The organism is Pseudoalteromonas sp. SCSIO 43101 (genome assembly GCF_023650775.1).
GTDB lineage: Bacteria > Pseudomonadota > Gammaproteobacteria > Enterobacterales > Alteromonadaceae > Pseudoalteromonas > Pseudoalteromonas apostichopi.
This window is the reverse complement of sequence record NZ_CP072673.1, coordinates 1,370,643-1,389,517: the sequence shown is the minus strand read 5'-3', so window position 1 is coordinate 1,389,517 and position 18,875 is coordinate 1,370,643. Positions and strand designations below refer to the sequence as shown.

Sequence of the window (18,875 nt, the reverse complement as noted above, 5' to 3'; positions counted from 1 at the left end):
CTACTACTCTATTTAGTTCCCCCTTAGCTCAGTTGGTTAGAGCGACGGACTGTTAATCCGCAGGTCCCCCGTTCGAGTCGGGGAGGGGGAGCCAACTCACAGAAAATAATCAGGTTTATCTACTACTATTCTTCGATTGTATTAGACTTTAAAGCGCTTATAATCTACCCTACATTAAAGTTATTTCTAAAGTTTTTTCTATTTTTTACGATAGAATGTAATGACTGTAATTAAAGCGATCAATCAAGGAATTGATTCCTTCCGTTAGGCTTTTATAAGATAAGAACATGGCTGGCTTTAAAAAACTTATATTTATACAACTCATATCTTGGCTGCTTTTTGCTTTATTAGGTGGTTATTTTATTGCCCTTAGTTTCGACAGTGCTGTCAGTGATGCTCAGCAAAAAGCACAAAATGTCGTTAGTGCTTATATAAATACTCAGACATTAGATGAACTAGCACCAGAAAAAATTAAACACGCGCTTGCCGATGGCAGTACTTTTTCTAAGTTTGTGATCCGTGATCAAGCGGGCCAAGTAGTTAGCTCAGTTGAATCAAGTCAACCCCTACCCATATTTGCTGAAATTGTAAATGCTACGTTTAACTCAATTCGCCCTCAATTTGCCGTTAACCAAGCATCTGATATAAAGGTTGAATTCACAATTAATGCGCATAATCTCGCAAGCTTATTACAACAGGCTCTATTTGTTGTTATTTTAATTTCAGGCTTGATTGCCCTACTTCCTATTATCTATATGAAGAGCATGTTCCGCCGCCTTAATCGTAAAATTAGCACTACAGTTGCAGATATAGTTGATATTTATATTAATCAAAACCAAATTGATGATGACCTAGAACAATCAATTGATACAACTAGCCTAAAAAAGTTAAGCAAAGATTTAATCCCTTCATTCAACCGCCTTTCTCACTTTTTACAAACTAAACACGACGATATTCAAAACAATGCGCTGAACATCAAAAAAGAAGCTTATAAAGATGTAGTGACTAACCTTGGCAACCGTAATATGTTTGTTGAGTACTACGAAAAGAATATCGAAAACGCAGAAAAAAGTACTTTTGGTTCACTTGCGATGGTTCGCTGTAGCGAGCTGCAAGCCATCAACCAAACTCGTGGTTACCAAAAAGGTGATGATTATGTTAAAAGCGTGGCCGATATAATTAAACATATCAGTGGTACTTATACTGGTAGCCAAGTGTTTCGTTTAAACAGCTCAGACTTTGCAGTTGTGTTGCCCAATACCCCACTAAAAGAAGCGGAACGTTTTGGTGATAACTTACAGTCTCGATTTACTCAGTATCAACAAAATCAAGAATTAAGCTCAGTCGCGAACACAGGTATTGTCGGTTACGAAAAAGGTAAACCTTTAGGAGAGTTATTATCTATTGTTGATAATGCGATGAGTATGGCGCAATCAAAGCAAGCTAACGCATGGCATGTTCAACGCGAGACTGACCTTGTAAATAATGCTAGCGCTGGTTTTGGTAACCAAAACTGGCGTAAAGTGATTAACGAAGTGATCGAAACCAAACGTGTTCACTTGGTCATGCAAAACATTATGCCAATTGGTAAAAGTGTGAAGGCCTATGCAGAGATTCAGGTTCGTTTCAAAACCGCAGAAAATCAAATGCTACCAACTGCCTCTTTTCTTGCTATGACCGAAAAGCTAGAAATGGCTATGGAAATTGACCGCTTAATCATTGACACCAGCTTAGAAAAAATTAAAACCCGTAATTTTTCTGAGAAATTCTTTGGAATCAATGTTACCGCATCAAGCGCCCATAATGATCAATTTGTGATCTGGCTTGAGCGCCGCCTACTAAAAGACAGTAATATCGCCTCTAAGCTTATATTTGAAGTGAGCGAGTTTGGCTTGCAACAAAATATTAAAGCAAGTAAGCGCTTTATCGATATGGTGCATCGTGTCGGTGCGCGTATCACTGTAGAGCGTTTTGGTGTTGGTTTAACGTCATTTAAATTCTTTAGAGATTTAAAACCTGATTTCATCAAAATGGATGCAAGTTATACCCGCGGCCTTGAAGAAGATAAAAATAATCAATATTTTATGCGCTTAATGGTTGATCTTGCCCACCGTATTGGAGTGAGTGTATTTGCTGAAGGTGTAGAGAGCCAAGAAGAAAAGCATATCATTGAAACTCTGTGTCTTGATGGTGTGCAAGGCTATTACATCGAAAAACCAAAAGACATTTAACCCCCTATTAAAGGCCCAAAAAACCTTACTGTTTTTGGGCCTATTCTATCTATTAACTTAGCTTTAACACTTTAATCGTAAACAGCTTTGTTAATTTTATCTATTCGTCCCTCATGTGTTGTGTCAGCCCCCAGAAAAAAGGATAATAGGGTCGTTTTTATTCTCGTGAGGCACGCATGACAGAGTATGTCTTGTTATTGATTGGCACCGTGCTAGTCAACAACTTCGTTTTAGTTCAATTCTTAGGTTTATGCCCATTTATGGGCGTGTCGGGTAAGTTAGATACCGCGATTGGTATGTCCTTAGCCACAACCTTTGTACTTACACTTGCCTCCGTGACTAGTTATCTAGTAAATCATTATATTTTGATCCCGCTGGATATCGAGTTTTTGCGTACCATGAGCTTTATTTTGGTTATCGCTGTTGTCGTGCAATTTACTGAAATGGTGGTTAGAAAAACCAGCCCGACACTTTATCGCTTATTAGGGATTTTCTTACCGCTTATCACCACTAACTGTGCTGTATTAGGCGTTGCCCTACTTAATATCAAAGAAGACCACTCATTCTTGCAATCCGCTGTTTACGGCTTTGGTGCCGCAGTGGGCTTTTCTATGGTGTTAATACTGTTTGCTGCATTACGTGAACGCTTAGCTGCGGCTGATGTCCCTGCTCCTTTCAAGGGTGCTTCTATTGCGATGATCACTGCAGGCCTTATGTCGATGGCCTTTATGGGTTTTACAGGATTAGTGAAGTTTTAATATGACCTTGTTTTATGCTTTGATAGCGTTAGGTTCATTAGCGCTAATATTTGGTTTAATTTTAGGTTTCGCTGCCGTGCGTTTTCGCGTAGAGAGCAACCCTATAGTTGACCAAATTGATACCATTTTACCGCAAACACAATGTGGCCAATGTGGTTACCCTGGCTGTCGCCCATATGCTGAAGCGATTGCCAACGGCGATGAAATAAATAAATGCCCACCAGGCGGCGAAGCAACTGTAAAAAAATTAGCTGATTTAATGGGTGTTGAAGCAAAACCACTTGCAGGCGGTGAGCAAGCTGATCCGATTAAAACAGTCGCCTATATTCGTGAAGATGAATGTATTGGCTGTACCAAATGTATTCAAGCCTGCCCTGTTGATGCCATTATCGGTGCAACGCGTCAAATGCATACCGTGTTAATTGATGAATGTACCGGTTGTGACTTATGTGTAGAACCCTGCCCTGTAGACTGTATTGATATGTTGCCCGTAAAAGAAACTAAACAAACCTGGAAATGGCAATTAAACGCAATCCCTGTGACTCAGGTAGATTAGGAGCACAGATGGAAAAGCTAATAGATCAAATTAAACAAGGTAAAGTGTGGCCATTTCCTGGAGGTATTCACCCACCTGGTCAAAAGCAGCAATCAACTAAGCAAGCAATCGCAAGACTACCACTACCTGACAAACTTGTTGTATCACTAAAACAACATATTGGCGCTAACGGCAAACTCATTGTTGAAAAAGGCCAACAGGTACTTAAAGGCCAAGCATTAACGAAACCAAGCGGGAATTGGTCAGTGCCAGTACACGCACCAACATCTGGGCTGATCAGCGATATTTGCCCAATGCCATCTGCTCACCCATCAGCGCTGCCAGAACTTAGCGTTATCATTGAACCTGATGGTGAAGATAAATGGTGCGAGCTTCGGTCTGTGTCTGATACCAAAGCACTTTCGCATGATGAGCTTGTGGATATTATTCATCAAAGCGGTATTTCAGGTATGGGCGGCGCTGGCTTCCCTACTTATGTCAAAGCAGATATACGTAAAGACATTGAGTTTTTAATTGTCAATGCCGTCGAATGTGAGCCATATATCACCGCTGATGACATGCTAATGCGCGAACATGCTGATGGTATTATCGCGGGCATTGAATTAATGCAGCAGCTGTTAAACCCGCAGCTCACAATTATTGGTATTGAAGATAATAAGCCAGAAGCCATTGCTGCTATGAAAAAAGCAGCTGAACATAACGACAGCATAATGGTACAAACAGTGCCAACGGTTTACCCTTCTGGCGGTGAAAAACAACTGATTAAATTGCTAACTGGCAAAGAAGTCCCTAGTGGCAGTATTCCAGCTGATATTGGTATGTTAGTGCAAAATGTCGGTACCTTGTTTGCAGTAAATCAAGCTGTGCATGAGGGTAAACCTCTGATTGAGCGTGTGGTGACTGTAACTGGTAACACCATTCATAAACAGGGTAACGTGTGGGCTTTACTGGGCACTGAAATTAAACATTTATTAGATTGCCAAGGTTTTTCACCAGTACCACAACAACGTGTTGTAATGGGCGGCCCGATGATGGGCTTTACCCTACCAACAGTGCGAATTGGTGTCGTTAAAACGACAAACTGTATTTTAGCGCCAGATCACCAAGAACTTGCTGAGCCGGGTGATGAAAAAGCCTGTATTCGTTGTAGTGCCTGTGCTGACGCCTGCCCTGCTTCATTGTTACCGCAGCAATTACAATGGTTCGCTAAGTCTAAAGAATACGACAAACTCAACGAGCACAACCTATTCGATTGTATTGAATGCGGTGCATGTGCATATGTATGCCCAAGTGAAATTCCACTCGTTCAGTACTATCGTGTTGCTAAAGCAGAAATAAAAGAACAGCAAGCAGAACAAATTAAAGCTGAGCGTGCAAAGGAGCGTTTTGAAGCACGTAAAGAGCGTTTAGAGCGCGAACAAGAAGAACGTCAAAACCGCCACAAACGTAAGCCAGCTGCTAAGTCAGATAGCGAAAAACAAAAAGTGGCCGATGCACTAGCACGAGTTAAAACTAAATCTGATGACAAAGAGAGTAAATCAGCTGTCGCTGCTGCTATCGCGCGTGCTAAAGCGAAAAAGCAGGGTGCAGAGCTTGAGCCTGATAACTCTGAAATAGCTAAAGAGCGTGCTGCGCGTAAAGAACAAGCACGTAAATATAAAGAGCAAAAAGCACTAGAGCAAGGTGAAGAAGGCGTCGATAAAGACGATAAAAAGTCTGCTGTTGCTGCCGCTATTGCCCGCGCTAAAGCGAAAAAGGCCGCGCAAGCTAAAGAAGATAACGCAGAAGTAGACTCAACAAAAGATGACAAAAAAGCAGCTGTTGCAGCTGCTATCGCTCGTGCAAAGGCGAAGAAAGCCGCTCAAGCTGCTGAAAACCAAACTGAAGCTGAAGAAGATAGCGCACCAGTTGATGACAAAAAGGCTGCCGTTGCTGCAGCCATAGCTCGCGCTAAAGCGAAAAAAGCCGCTAAAGAGCAAGCGCAGAGTGACGGTTCATCAGAGCAAACGAATGATTCAAGTGATGAGGCAGATGCCAAGCCGCAGTCTGATGCTACTGAATCTAGAGAAGACAAGAAAAAAGCCGCCGTTGCTGCAGCTATCGCTCGCGCCAAAGCGAAAAAAGCCGCTAAAGAGCAAGCGCAGAGTGACGATTATTCAGAGCAAATAAATGATTCAAGTGATGAGGCAGATGCCAAACCGCAATCTGATAAACCTGAGTCTAGCGAAGATAAGAAAAAAGCCGCCGTTGCTGCAGCTATCGCTCGCGCCAAAGCGAAAAAAGCCGCTAAAGAGCAAGCGCAGAGTGACGATTATTCAGAGCAAATAAATGATTCAAGTGATGAGGCAGATGCCAAACCGCAATCTGATGAACCTGAGTCTAGCGAAGATAAGAAAAAAGCAGCAGTCGCCCGTGCAATTGCAAAAGCTAAAGCTAAAAAGTTACAACAAGAAGGAAACGATAAGTCATGAAACTAACCATGGCGAGTTCGCCGCATAATCATAGCCATAAATCATTAAGTCGATTAATGATGACGGTGATTGCTGCGTGTATTCCTGGCTTAATTGCCCAAGTGTACTTTTTTGGCACAGCCGTTTTAATTCAGCTTATTCTCGCACTTATAACAGTAAGCGCCTGTGAAGCCGCTGTATTGCTGCTTCGTAAGCGCAAAGTTTGGCCAACACTCAGTGATGGCAGTGCTTGGTTAACGGGCGTATTACTGGCGTTGAGTATTCCACCTTTAGCGCCTTGGTGGATTATCGTAATTGGCTGTATGTTTGCAATTGTTATTGTAAAACAGCTTTATGGCGGCCTTGGCTTTAATTTATTTAACCCTGCTATGGCGGCTTATGTATTACTACTTGTATCGTTTCCGGTGCAAATGACTAGTTGGTTACCTGTGAGTGATTTACTTGCATCTCCGATTAGCTTCTCACAACAGCTGTCTGTTATTTTCAATGGCTTTACCAGCGCTGGGTTTAGTGTCGATCAATTACGTGTAGCAATTGATGGCACAACTATGGCAACACCGCTTGATACCGTTAAAACAGATGTCGCCCATCACCTAACGGTGGCTGAAAGCATGAGTAAACCAATTTTTAACGACTGGTTTGGTCTTGGCTGGGGCTGGGTTAACCTCGGCTTTTTAATCGGTGGTCTTTATTTATTAAAAGCTAAAATCATTAATTGGCATATCCCTGTTAGCTTTTTAGCCTCGATAGCCGTGTGCAGTGGTATAGGTTATATCGCCGCCCCTGGCACAGAACCAGGTGTGGTATTTCACTTATTCAGTGGTGCGACTATGTTAGGGGCATTTTTCATTGCCACGGATCCTGTTTCTGCATCAACAACTAATAAAGGGCGTTTAATTTACGGCGCGTTAATTGGTTTGCTTGTTTACTTAATTCGTACTTTTGGTGGTTACCCTGATGCAGTGGCATTTAGTGTATTGCTGTTAAATATGGCGGTGCCTTTAATTGATTACTACACGCAACCACGAACTTACGGCCATGGGGTGAAATAATGATCCTTTCCTCAATGACTAAAAATGGTGCTATTCTTACTGCGTTTGCGCTCATTACCACAGGCACTGTAGCCCTTACTCATAACTTGACTGCTGAGCGTATTGAAGAGCAAGAAAAGCAACAACTTGCAGAACAACTGCAACAAGTACTTGATGCTCATCATTACGACAATCAGCTCTATAAAGATTGTGTTGTGATCACCGATGAGCGCTTAGGTCCACGCCCAGAGCAAGTTATTTACCGCGCCTACAAAGACAATAAGCCTTATGCTTTAGTGATGCGCCATGTAACACCAAGTGGTTATAGCGGCGATATCAACTTATTAACAGCAGTTTTTGCCAATGGCGAAATAGCCGGTGTCCGTGTCACTAAACACGAAGAAACGCCGGGTCTTGGCGATAAAGTCGAGATCAAAAAATCTGACTGGATCACCCTTTTCAAAGGCCAAAATGTACTGGGTGAAGATGACAACCGCTGGGCGGTTAAAAAAGATGGCGGCCAGTTTGATCAATTCACCGGTGCAACCATTACACCTCGTGCCGTTGTCGGCTCAGTAAAACAAGCTGTGCTGTTTGCCCAAGCTGAATTTGATAATCTGTTTGCTGCACCAAACATCTGTCAAGGAGCCAAGTAATGAGCCAAGTTAGAACCTTGTTTAAAGATGGTATGTGGGCCAATAACCCTGCCCTTGTTCAGTTATTAGGCTTGTGCCCGCTACTTGCCGTTACATCAACGATTACCAATGCGTTAGGCCTTGGATTAGCGACTTTATTGGTACTGGTTGGCTCTAACGTAACCGTATCGATAGTACGTAACTGGGTGCCTAAAGATATTCGTATCCCTGTTTTTGTGATGATCATCGCAGGCTTTGTAACCATTGTGCAGCTGATGATGAATGCCTATACATTTGGGCTTTACCAATCACTGGGGATTTTTATTCCACTTATTGTTACTAACTGTGCCATTATCGGTCGCGCAGAAGCATTCGCCTCTAAAAATACCGTGCCACTTTCAGCCTTTGACGGACTGATGATGGGTCTTGGTTTCATGCTAGTTTTAGTGGTATTAGGGGCGATGCGAGAGCTTATTGGCCAAGGTACGCTATTTGATGGCGCCGATTTACTATTAGGGCCGTGGGCTGCTTCACTTCGTATTGAAGTATTCAGTTTTGATAACCAATTTTTATTAGCTATCTTACCTCCGGGTGCCTTTTTGGGACTTGGTTTATTGATTGCTGCAAAAAATGTCATTGATACACAAATAAAATCTAAGCAAGTTGTTACTCCAGAAGTAGAAAAAGGCCCAAGAGCCCGAGTAACGAGTTTAACTTAAAGGAGAGCGCGCACCGTCACTGCGTGCTTTACGCCACCATGAATAAAGAAAAACGCTACGAGATCTTATCTCGTCTTCGTGAACAAAATCCGCACCCAGAAACAGAGCTTGAATATTCAAGCCCGTTTGAATTATTAGTTGCTGTTACCTTATCAGCACAAGCAACAGATGTGGGGGTTAATAAAGCCACACGTAAGCTTTTCCCTGTTGCTAACACGCCTCAAGCGATTCTTGATTTGGGCCTTGAAGGCCTTCGTGATTACATTAAGACCATTGGTTTATTTAATTCTAAAGCTAATAATGTCTATAAAATGTGTGAGATTCTGGTCAATAAACATAACTCAGAAGTACCAGAGAATCGTGAAGCACTCGAAGCATTACCGGGTGTTGGCAGAAAGACCGCGAATGTTGTTTTAAACTGTGCCTTTGGCTGGCCGACCATTGCTGTAGACACGCATATTTTCCGCGTTTCTAACCGCACTAAGTTTGCCATGGGTAAAGATGTAGTTGCTGTAGAACAAAAATTAGAAAAAGTAGTACCTAAAGAATTTAAAGTCGATGTGCACCACTGGCTCATTTTACATGGTCGTTATGTATGTACTGCACGTAAACCCAAATGCGGCAGTTGTATTATTGAAGACTTGTGTGAGTTTAAGGATAAAACTGAGTAATCAAAGACTTCATTGTTGTATTACTCAAACTCAGTCAGCACCTTTAGACCACCCATTAAGGGGCGGCTTCGGTAAGTAAGTGATGGGCATACAATCACCCCTGACGTGATAACACCCCTCAATAAGCACAGTACTTCTAAATGAAAGCTTCTCTTCATAAAAAGTAGATGCAGCTCACTCTCGGTTATTCGAAAAACGCAGCCACAATATTTCTTCAGGCAGTACAGTTTACCTTATTTCGACCTGAGGCTTTAGCTTGGTAAAGCACAGTATCTGCTTGAGCTAAAATAGAGTCAAAACTTTGTTTATAATCTGGCTGCTGGGCGACACCTATTGATAAGGTAAAACGAATAGTTTGTTGCTCAAATTTTACTTGGCATTGTTCTACATGTGCTCTCAGACGTTCAGCCATGTCTTTTGCCTCTTCTATTTCAGTTTCAGGTAGCATCATCGCAAACTCTTCGCCGCCTATTCTCCCGATGACATCGGACTTTCTTATAATTTTTCGCACTAAATCTGCAAGTGAACAGAGCACCTTGTCACCAGCAGCGTGACCGAAGGTATCGTTAATAGACTTAAAGTTATCGATATCAAACATCATTACACAATACGAATGACAATAACGTACAGCTTGTGAATGCTGACATTCAGCCATTTGATAAAAAGCTCTGCGATTAGGAAGCTGTGTTAATTCGTCCGTTAAGGCAAGTGTTTCAGCTTTTTTCTTGGCTATTTCGATCTCTGCCGTACGGGCTTTAACATGCTCTTCAAGACTATGATTATATTTTTTTAATTTGGCTGCCATTTGCTCAATATCAATCACATAGTTCGCTTGGCGAATTGCAATTTCAATGTAAGAAGTAACTTCTTTTATTATTTCAATTTCACTGGCCGACCAGTGTTGAGTTGATGCACTGTCCAAGCAAAATAAACCGACGACATTATTTTTTACATTGATAGGAGCATCCAGTACAGCTCTGGTCTTTCCTTCTATCATAGCGTCTTTTAATGGCGCTATAAGTGAGTTGGTTTCGACATCATCAATCGCCAATATTTTTTGTTTTTTTAGCGCTGCGAGGTATTGCGGAGCAATAGTTAAATCAGCTTCTATGCCTTCGATAGAGGGTGAGTTTTCAGTGGGTATACAGCTATGTACGGATAAAATCCCTTGAGGTGAAATAGTAGAATAGGATACACGATACATAGGGAAATATTGGGCTATATCCTTTAGCGCAATGGTTATTATTTGATTCGGCGCTAATTCAGAGCTGATACATTTTGCTATTTTATTAACGATGTCAGCACGCTGTTTATCGAACCTAGCAGCACGCACTTCTATTTGATACTGTCTAATTTTTATAAAGGTAAACAACAGTGTCAAAACTAAAATTATAAAAATGATGCTCACATTCACTCACCTATTAAGTCACTATCATTATAACGATAAAACAGCGATAGGTTACTAAATAATTAACAAATTGATCACATTACTTTCTATACAGGAATCGAAAGAATCGATTTTTAATCAACCAAACACTGAAGTATCTAAGATTATCAAACAAATAGACTAGACAACTTAATCGTTAACAACGGCCATTGGCCTCTCAAAGCAGCCTATTTTAGCGCAATCATCTAAATCTACTTTCAGTATACTTCGGCTGGCCGACAATTGCTGTTGATACGCATTTTTTCCGCGTTTCTAACCGCACTAAGTTTGCCATGGGTAAAGATGTGCTTGCTGTAGAACAAAAACTAGAAGAAGTGGTACCTAAACTTGTTAATCCTGCATGGCCGCTATGTATGTACTGCTCGTAAGCCTAAATGCGGCAGTTGTAATATTGAAGATTTGTGTGAGTTTAAAGAAAAGACTGAGTAGTTGAAGTCTACTCGAAAGCAAATAATCTAAAGGTGATGTTCCCCACTTCTTCTTTTTCTATCCCCATGCAAGCTCATTTTGCACATTGTGCCAAACACAGGGTTTGACACAATGTACTAGGCTATTATCGAGGATTTTGGCTCACCTGCTTTTTAATAAATTCTCGCGTATCTCTTAAAAGCGACACTCTTGCTGGTTCGTGAACATACATCATGTGACCGCCGTGATAATAGTGATAGTCAATTTTATCAGCGTATATACCGTGTCTATTTAAAGTGTATTCAGCATCAAAAAATGGGGTAACAATATCGTAATATCCAGAGGCAACCATCACTTTCATCTGTGGGTTACTACGAAGAACATAAGATAGATCCGGTGCTGTGTTGACGTATTTTGGCTCCCAACCTTGTCCGTCAGGAGCAGTTCGCCAGCGCCAATTATCAGATAACTCAGGGTCGCCAGGATTTAAGTATTTTCTTTTCCACTGCACGTTTAAGTCTGTGTGCATGTATTTCATCAGTGCCGCTTTATATGCCGGCCCTATAACTTTCGAAGCGTCTTGCTTAGGAGCTGCTGTTAGATCATCGCTTTCATCAAGCTTATAACGTCCATCAAGAAAGCCAACGGCAACGCCCTCATCACGCAATAATTCTTTTGCAAATCTAAAGGCGTTAATGCGTAAATCAGCCTGTTCAATATATTGTTTACTTAGCCCTGTATAACGGTGAAGTCCATCAACAATTAGCGCTCTGTCAGCTTTACTGAGCGCATTACCCTTAAATAGTGCAGGCAGTAATTCATCTACAGCAAATTTTCGGCTAGCATCAATGAATGCTTCAAAATTTCCTGATGTGTCTACTTTTTTATGATACCAAGCGGTTGCAGCAAGTGTGGGTATGTAAGTGACGTAAGAAATGATATTGTCATCTACATAAGGGCTTGAACCTTGATAGTCTAAAGCTTGCGAAACAAAAATAATGCCATTTACATTAATCAGGTGTTTATCCATAAGCACTTTAGAAACCGCTGCTGCTCGAGTTGTACCATAACTCTCTCCCAATAAAAATATTGGTGCATTCCAGCGATTTTCTTTCGTCAGCCACTGGGCAATAAAATCAGCGATAGAAGATGCATCTTCATTCAAGCCCCAAAAGGCTTTGCTTTCAGTGTCACCTAATGCACGTGAGTAACCTGTACCAACAGGGTCCACAAACACCATATCAGTCACATCTAGAATCGTCTCAGGCGCTTCTTTTAATTCGTAAGGAGCCATTCCAGGAGATGTTGCATCGCTTGGTACAACAACTCGTTTGGGGCCATAAGCCCCCATGTGTAACCAATTAGACGATGAGCCAGGGCCACCATTCCAGATAAATGTAACAGGTCTATTTTTGTTGCCGTCTGAGGCTATGTAATCAAACGAAAAAATAGCAGCTGTTGGCTGTTCGTTTTTGTTTAATAAATAAGTTTCACCTGCTACAGCTTTGTATTTCAGCTTTTTGCCATTGAAAGTGCCTTTATGCTGCGTAACAAATTTTGTGGCTTCGGGTATCGACTTTTTACTGTTGTTTGAATCTGAAATTTCATCTGCATTGACCGCGTTTGTACAAAACGCAAACAATGTCGAGATGACTACGGTTTTGAAATTGGCAACATACGCCATGTTTTATTCTCCCTTGGAAGCTTGCCTTTATTTTTAGCTGTATCTGGCTTGAGTGGTTTTATCACTCAGTGCTCAATTAACCTTTTACTTTAGCGATTACTTTTACAGTAAGAACATGTAATTTCAACTATCTGCGATTAACACGCAAAAAAGCATACCCTGTATCGAAACAAAAATATCAATGTATTAATTTCACAAGCTTCCATCCTTTCGTTATGCTGTTGAGTAATGTGAATTTTTTATGAGAGTTGCTATGTTACCTTTACTTCGTATCTTATTAATTGAGCAAGATCCTGCCACCTTAAAAGAGCTTTCAACGAACCTAGCAAGAACAATCCCTAACTTTGAACGTACTGATGTTGATATCGAGATTGTTGAGTGCATTGAGCTCAAGCAGGCGTTGAATTATGTAGAGGAAGATGGTGATATTCAAGCTGTAGTGCTTAGTTGGGATGTATTAAATAATGGCGAACGCACCTATAGTCGCTTTATCGAGCAATTAAAAGGCATCCGTCTTGAACTGCCAGTCTATGTTATCGGTGACGATACGAAAGGCTTGGAAATAGTCAACGAGTCTGAAGAAATTGAATCTTTCTTTTTTAAAGACGAGGTCATTTCAGACCCTGAAGCAATCTTGGGCTATATGATCAATGACTTTGATGACAGATCAGAAACCCCATTTTGGACCGCTTACCGTCGTTATGTAAGTGAATCGAACGATTCATGGCACACACCTGGGCACAGTGGCGGTGCTAGCTTTAGAAACTCTCCCTATATTAAAGACTTTTATCAGTTTTATGGCCGTAATGTGTTTGTTGGCGACTTGTCTGTTTCTGTCGATTCGCTTGGCTCATTGTCAGACAGTACCAACACTATAGGCCGCTCTCAAGAATCAGCAGCGGCGACATTTGAAGTAAAACATACCTACTTTGTTACCAACGGCTCATCTACTTCAAATAAAATTATTTTGCAAACTTTGCTACGTAAAGGCGATAAGGTGATAATAGACCGAAACTGCCATAAGTCAGTGCATTATGGCATTTTGCAATCGGCTAGTTTACCTATCTACTTGTCGAGTATTTTGAATCCTAAATATGGTATCTTCGCACCACCGTCACTGGCTGACATTAAGCAAGCAATTGAACAAAATACCGATGCTAAATTATTGGTTTTAACAGGCTGTACTTACGATGGCCTGCTTAGCGATTTAAAGCAAGTGGTTGAATTTGCGCATCAGCACGGTATTAAAGTGTTTATCGACGAAGCCTGGTTTGCTTATTCACTTTTTCACCCGAGTTTACGCCACTACTCGGCGATTAATGCTGGCGCGGACTATGTTACCCATTCGGCACATAAAGTGGTTTCAGCGTTCTCTCAAGCATCTTATATTCATGTTAACGATCCTGATTTTGATGCCGATTTCTTTCGTGAGATCTACAGTATTTACGCCAGTACCTCGCCAAAATATCAGCTCATTGCTTCGCTAGATGTATGCCAAAAACAATTAGAAATGGAAGGTTATAAATTACTGAATGCCCTACTGAATCACGTTGCAGAATTTAAGCAACAAATGGCTTCCCTAAAACATATAAAAGTGCTCGATAAGCAAGATTTCATGGATATATTCCCACATTTTCGTGGCGATAACATGGGCCACGACCCACTAAAAATTCTTATAGATATTAGTGAGCTACCTTATTCATTAAAGGATATTCATAAATTCCTATTAGATGAAATTGGCCTTGAAATTGAAAAGTATACTCACAGTACTATCTTAGTTTTACTAACTCTTGGCGGTACACGCTCAAAGATCATTCGTCTTTACAATGCACTGAAAAAACTCGACAGTGGTAAAGTGAAGCTAGCCACCACAATGAGGCGCACTCGCTTACCAGAAAACTTACCTGCTATAGACTTGGCTTGTATCCCAAGTGATGCGTTCTATGGTGAACGTGAATCTGTGCCGATTAGTAAAAGTAACAACCGAATCTGTGCCGGATTAGTGACGCCTTACCCTCCTGGTATCCCACTGTTAGTCCCGGGGCAACATATCACTAATGAGCATATCGAATATCTTAAAGAGTTGGCGGGACAAGGTCTGACAATCCAAGGGAGTTTTGATGGCGAAATCTATGTACTGAAAGGTAAAGTGAAAAGCTAAACGTACGCTTATATCTCAAATACCTCATTGTTATGCAGCAATAGCTCTCCCATTGCTGCATATCATTACCTTCTTTATACCAAAGCTTAGTTATTAATTTTACAGCATGGACTTTGCGATTTGTCTCAATGCTACTGTGCAAGCAATCGAAATAACTTATAATCCATTTTTGATAATTTTAACGCGCAGCCTTATACCACACTGCGTTATTAGAATTGTGCGAATTTAAAGACAAGAAAGAGGATGCTAAAAATGCGCTTATTACACACAATGCTTCGCGTTGCTGATTTAGACAAATCAATTGAATTTTATACGCAGGTATTGGGTATGAAAGAGCTGCGTCGTGCAGACAATGAAGAGTACCGCTACACCCTTGCTTTTGTCGGTTATGGTGATGAAAAAGATTCGACAGTGCTTGAGCTTACTTATAACTGGGATACAGACAGCTATGATTTAGGTAATGCATACGGTCATATTGCTATTGAGTTTGATGATATTTATAAAGCTTGCGAAGACATTAAAGCTGCTGGCGGTAATGTGAGTCGTGAGCCGGGTCCTGTTAAAGGCGGCACAACTGAAATCGCGTTTGTTAAAGACCCAGATGGTTATGCGATTGAGTTAATTCAGAAAAAAGATAACAACACTTTTTGATTGATAGTGGCTATTTCAGCAATTGCTGAGATAGCCACTTTGCGAGTACTTTTTCCAGTTCAGTAAAATTAATTGGCTTTGCGATATGGTCGCTGATACCAATTTTTGAACTTCTTTCGATGTCGTCTTTCATTGCATTGGCACTGACTGCAATAATTGGTGTATTAAAACCTGACCTTGCTAATAAATTTTCACTGGCAGTTAAACCATCCATCACCGGCATTTGGATATCCATTAAAATCAGTGCGTAGTCTTTTATTAGGGTTTTCTCACACGCAATTTGTCCATTTTCGGCCAATTCATAACTTAGACCTAATTGAGTTAAATACTTAGTGATAACAATTTGGTTAATTGGGTTATCTTCGGCAATTAATATAGGCTTATCGACTGAGTTAAAATCAAATTGAGAGTCTTTATCTAACTGATCCACTTTAGCGCTTACACCTTCTGGATATAGCGTTTTAAAACTGACATTAACCGTAAACTCGGTTCCTTTGCCAAGCTCACTAATTATCGCTATATTCCCTGCCATTAAATCAATCATCCCTTTACTAATTGCAAGCCCAAGGCCTGTACCGCCATATTCACGGGTGATATTACTTTGCGCCTGAACAAATGGATTAAACAGTGCTTTAATTTTATCTTCTGCGATACCAATTCCTGAATCTTTTACAGAAAACTCAACGTCTGTGACGCGTTCGTCTCTATTTAGCAAAGTAAGTGAGAGTACAATTTCCCCTTGGTTAGTGAACTTAACTGCATTCGAAAGCAAATTAATAAGCACTTGTTTAACACGTATTTCATCACACTCAACGATCAAAGATTGTATTGAGGGGACATCTAGATTGCAGCGAATCCCTTTGTTATCACAACTAGGCTTGAATAATAAAATAAGGTCACGACAAAGCGCGACTAAATCACATTCACGCGACTCTAGCTCTATTTTTTTTGCCTCTATTTTTGAAAAATCAAGAATGTCATTAATAACGGTCAATAAAACATCGCTGCAGTTATTAATTTGCCTAACGAACTCTGCTTGCTCTTGCGTTAATTCGCTTTTATTTAGTAACTGTAAAAAGCCCACGATACCATTCATTGGAGTGCGTATTTCATGGCTCATATTCGCTAAGAATTGGCTTTTAACTTGCTCAGAACGCTCAGCCCGATGTTTTTCTAGCTGCAAAGAAGTAATTTGAATATCAATGGTTTCAGCCATGCTATTTAGCGACTCAGCAATATCTTTAAACTCTTGGTAGTGAAAGTCGTCAGTATTTTGTTTGTAATTCCCTAACGCATACTCGCGGCTAAGGGCAGTTATACGATTCAGCGGGTTATGAAGTCGCGCAGTCAGCCAACGGACGAGAATAAATGAAATAACAGAGAGTCCAAAAATTAGTAGTCCTGCTAATACGGCTGTTTGTTTAACGGCGCTGGTGTAACTTGTTTTGGTTTCGTTAATTTGAAACTGTAAGTTCGTTGGTTTGCCTTCGAAGTAAACATTATTAATCGTTGCTTGCCCCATTAGTTTCCCATTTTCGCCCGCATCACCCAAACTAAACAAAATATTTTTTTCTGCTGTGATTTGTACTTGCTTGCCTTCTTGATAAACTGGCTGCTCATTATGTATTGCAAGCCACTTTAACGCTTCGGATAAGGGGACAAAAGACACTAATACGCCCGTTTTGATAATTGGCTCGCTCAGTGAATCTTGCTCATGGAGCAGTGTTGATGTAATAGCCAACAAGGCATTTTGTTTTGCTTGTGCAGGAACAAACAACTCACTCACTTGGGGGTTATCAATAATTTGAATTGTGTTCTGTTGTGTCGATGTTTGGGCGCTATCGAGAATGCTTTTTGTGAGCTTATAGTTCAAATTTAAAGAGGTAATAGGATAACCCTCAACTATAAACCCTTGGTTATCAATAACAATTGCAGCTTTGATTTGCGGGTTTTGGGCGACAAACTCCTGTAGCTGTACTAGCGCGAACTGTGAGTATACAACTTTATTAGGCAATTCAGTAATCGCCTTGATACTACTAAGTAATTGGCTGTTTTTCTCAAGCTTAAATAATAGTTGCTCAAGACTAGCCGCATTATTTCTGGCTTGCCACTGTAAACTAGTGTTTGCCTGATCAATCGAGCTTAAATAGAAACGCCCTGTCATCAAACCTGCAAGTATCAATAAAGGTATAATTACCAGAAGTAAAACACTGATAAACAAGGCGCGACTAAAGCGTGGACTGCTCATTCATCCCCTTCATTGGCAATCGAACGCTCTGCCAACCCTTGCATAAATAACCCCGCTTGCTCAGCAGTTAAGGCTCCACTCCCATAGCGAATAAAACCTTTATTTAATACTTCCCATACAATGATCATAGATGGCGTTGATAGCATAGGTTTTGTGAATTGCATAGCATCAACTAAGGTTGATAACCATGAACCTTGTTGTGCTTTTAGCTTATTTAAAACCTCTGTATTGATAGGAATATCTTGGAGCTGTTGCCAAATCATTGTTTGGAACTTTTCTGATTGAACCAATTTAGCAAATTTGAATAAGTTTTCTTTATTTGCACCATTTAGGCCATCATTTGGAAACGCCAGTACAAAAGTAGAGTAATAAGGCTGCATATACTCACCATTGAGTTTCGGTAACTGTTGCATCCCTAAATTATCACCAAGCGCCTGATCATACGTTTTTAATGCCCATGCACCATCAATAGTAAATGCGGCTTGCTGCGCTTTAAATGCGTTATTTGAACAAGTGTAATCGCACTGTCTGTCAACGAGGTTTTGTTTACTTAAATCCCAAACAAATTTGAGAGCAGATTGCATTGCAGGCGTGTTTAGCTGAGCTTTATTATCTACAATTAGATCACCATTAAAAGCCGATAAAAACGGAATAAACCAGTACATCTCCATAAAACTCCATGTAACTAGTTTAACCTCTTCAGGCAAGGATGATTTAAAGCTATATATATCCTGCCAATTTTCTATTGGCTCTTTAACGTACTGCTTATTATAAAAAAGTAGCAGGTGATTACCTTGAATAATGGGAATACCCAAGAGCTGATTGTTTAGCTTAGCAGTGTCTAAGGTTCGCTTATCTGTAGTGTCAGCAATGAGTGAGCTTGGAATAACACTGTAGTTGGCATATTTATCAAGACCTAAATGATCTGCAGGCACAATAATAACGTCTGTTGAGGTGCTGGTACTGGTGTTTTGTACCAGTCTTACTTTTAGAGCTTTTTGATCAACCGACACAGAATTAACCGTCAAACCACTTTGCTCAGCGAGTGTGCTTAACAGTTGATCAAAATGCTCATGTTTCATGGTATGGGCTAGGTTTATCTTTGCCGCATAGCTATCAAATGTAACTATTAGCATCACTACCCAAAATACTTGCCACACGCTAAGGTTTGCTCATAAATAATGAAAATTATATTTTAGTTAAG

At 40.6% G+C, this 18,875-nt stretch carries 14 protein-coding genes, 1 tRNA gene and 1 pseudogene; 12 read left to right on the top strand and 4 right to left on the bottom strand.

The window, feature by feature from the left end:
* The first annotated feature begins 17 nt into the window (after positions 1-17).
* The 9 genes from J8Z25_RS06535 to nth all read left to right on the top strand — a co-directional run bounded on the left by J8Z25_RS06535 (position 18) and on the right by nth (position 9,072).
* Positions 18-94, top strand: a tRNA-Asn gene (locus J8Z25_RS06535).
* Between the two features lie 193 nt (positions 95-287).
* Positions 288-2,231, top strand: a complete 1,944-nt coding sequence (locus J8Z25_RS06530; protein WP_130051846.1) for an EAL domain-containing protein — start codon at positions 288-290, stop codon at positions 2,229-2,231.
* A gap of 176 nt (positions 2,232-2,407) precedes the next feature.
* Complete coding sequence (gene rsxA / locus J8Z25_RS06525) at positions 2,408-2,989, top strand: electron transport complex subunit RsxA (RefSeq protein WP_054553689.1); 582 nt, start codon at positions 2,408-2,410, stop codon at positions 2,987-2,989.
* Between the two features lies 1 nt (position 2,990).
* Positions 2,991-3,545 carry an electron transport complex subunit RsxB gene (rsxB, locus tag J8Z25_RS06520; RefSeq protein WP_178926809.1) on the top strand — a complete coding sequence of 185 codons (555 nt, stop codon included), beginning with the start codon at positions 2,991-2,993 and terminating at the stop codon, positions 3,543-3,545.
* 8 nt (positions 3,546-3,553) lie between these two features.
* The gene (gene rsxC / locus J8Z25_RS06515; RefSeq protein ID WP_250661870.1) at positions 3,554-6,016 is read left to right on the top strand and encodes an electron transport complex subunit RsxC; all 2,463 of its coding nucleotides are present in this window, start codon (positions 3,554-3,556) and stop codon (positions 6,014-6,016) included.
* Positions 6,013-7,068: an electron transport complex subunit RsxD gene (gene rsxD / locus J8Z25_RS06510; RefSeq protein ID WP_130051848.1), complete on the top strand. Its 1,056-nt coding sequence runs from the start codon at positions 6,013-6,015 to the stop codon at positions 7,066-7,068. The genes rsxC and rsxD overlap by 4 nt, the downstream gene beginning before the upstream one ends.
* On the top strand, positions 7,068-7,703 hold the full coding sequence (gene rsxG, locus J8Z25_RS06505) for an electron transport complex subunit RsxG (RefSeq protein ID WP_130051849.1): 636 nt from the start codon (positions 7,068-7,070) through the stop codon (positions 7,701-7,703). Before rsxD ends, rsxG begins: the two co-directional genes overlap by 1 nt.
* Positions 7,703-8,401, top strand: a complete 699-nt coding sequence (locus tag J8Z25_RS06500) for an electron transport complex subunit E (protein ID WP_130051850.1) — start codon at positions 7,703-7,705, stop codon at positions 8,399-8,401. The genes rsxG and J8Z25_RS06500 overlap by 1 nt, the downstream gene beginning before the upstream one ends.
* Positions 8,402-8,439: 38 nt before the next feature.
* Positions 8,440-9,072 (top strand): endonuclease III, encoded by a 633-nt coding sequence (nth, locus tag J8Z25_RS06495; protein WP_130051851.1) that lies wholly within the window; start codon positions 8,440-8,442, stop codon positions 9,070-9,072.
* Between the two features lie 214 nt (positions 9,073-9,286).
* Here nth and J8Z25_RS06490 read toward each other — a convergent pair whose 3' ends face one another.
* Positions 9,287-10,480: a sensor domain-containing diguanylate cyclase gene (locus J8Z25_RS06490; RefSeq protein ID WP_250661869.1), complete on the bottom strand. Its 1,194-nt coding sequence runs from the start codon at positions 10,478-10,480 to the stop codon at positions 9,287-9,289.
* A gap of 230 nt (positions 10,481-10,710) precedes the next feature.
* Between J8Z25_RS06490 and J8Z25_RS06485 the strand changes: the two are divergent.
* A pseudogene (locus J8Z25_RS06485) lies at positions 10,711-10,948 on the top strand (iron-sulfur binding domain-containing protein); the annotation flags it as partial.
* 124 nt (positions 10,949-11,072) lie between these two features.
* Here the strand turns inward: J8Z25_RS06485 and J8Z25_RS06480 are convergent.
* Positions 11,073-12,611: a S10 family peptidase gene (locus J8Z25_RS06480; RefSeq protein WP_250661868.1), complete on the bottom strand. Its 1,539-nt coding sequence runs from the start codon at positions 12,609-12,611 to the stop codon at positions 11,073-11,075.
* A gap of 253 nt (positions 12,612-12,864) precedes the next feature.
* Here J8Z25_RS06480 and J8Z25_RS06475 point away from each other — a divergent pair, with 253 nt between their 5' ends.
* Positions 12,865-14,772: an aminotransferase class V-fold PLP-dependent enzyme gene (locus J8Z25_RS06475; RefSeq protein ID WP_167659214.1), complete on the top strand. Its 1,908-nt coding sequence runs from the start codon at positions 12,865-12,867 to the stop codon at positions 14,770-14,772.
* A gap of 252 nt (positions 14,773-15,024) precedes the next feature.
* Positions 15,025-15,423 (top strand): lactoylglutathione lyase, encoded by a 399-nt coding sequence (gloA, locus tag J8Z25_RS06470; RefSeq protein WP_054553771.1) that lies wholly within the window; start codon positions 15,025-15,027, stop codon positions 15,421-15,423.
* 10 nt (positions 15,424-15,433) lie between these two features.
* Here the strand turns inward: gloA and J8Z25_RS06465 are convergent, their stop codons facing one another.
* The gene (locus J8Z25_RS06465) at positions 15,434-17,671 is read right to left on the bottom strand and encodes an ATP-binding protein (protein ID WP_250661867.1); all 2,238 of its coding nucleotides are present in this window, start codon (positions 17,669-17,671) and stop codon (positions 15,434-15,436) included.
* Positions 17,668-18,807, bottom strand: coding sequence for a sugar ABC transporter substrate-binding protein (locus J8Z25_RS06460; protein ID WP_250661866.1), 1,140 nt, complete (start codon positions 18,805-18,807; stop codon positions 17,668-17,670). Before J8Z25_RS06460 ends, J8Z25_RS06465 begins: the two co-directional genes overlap by 4 nt.
* Positions 18,808-18,875: the final 68 nt, after the last annotated feature.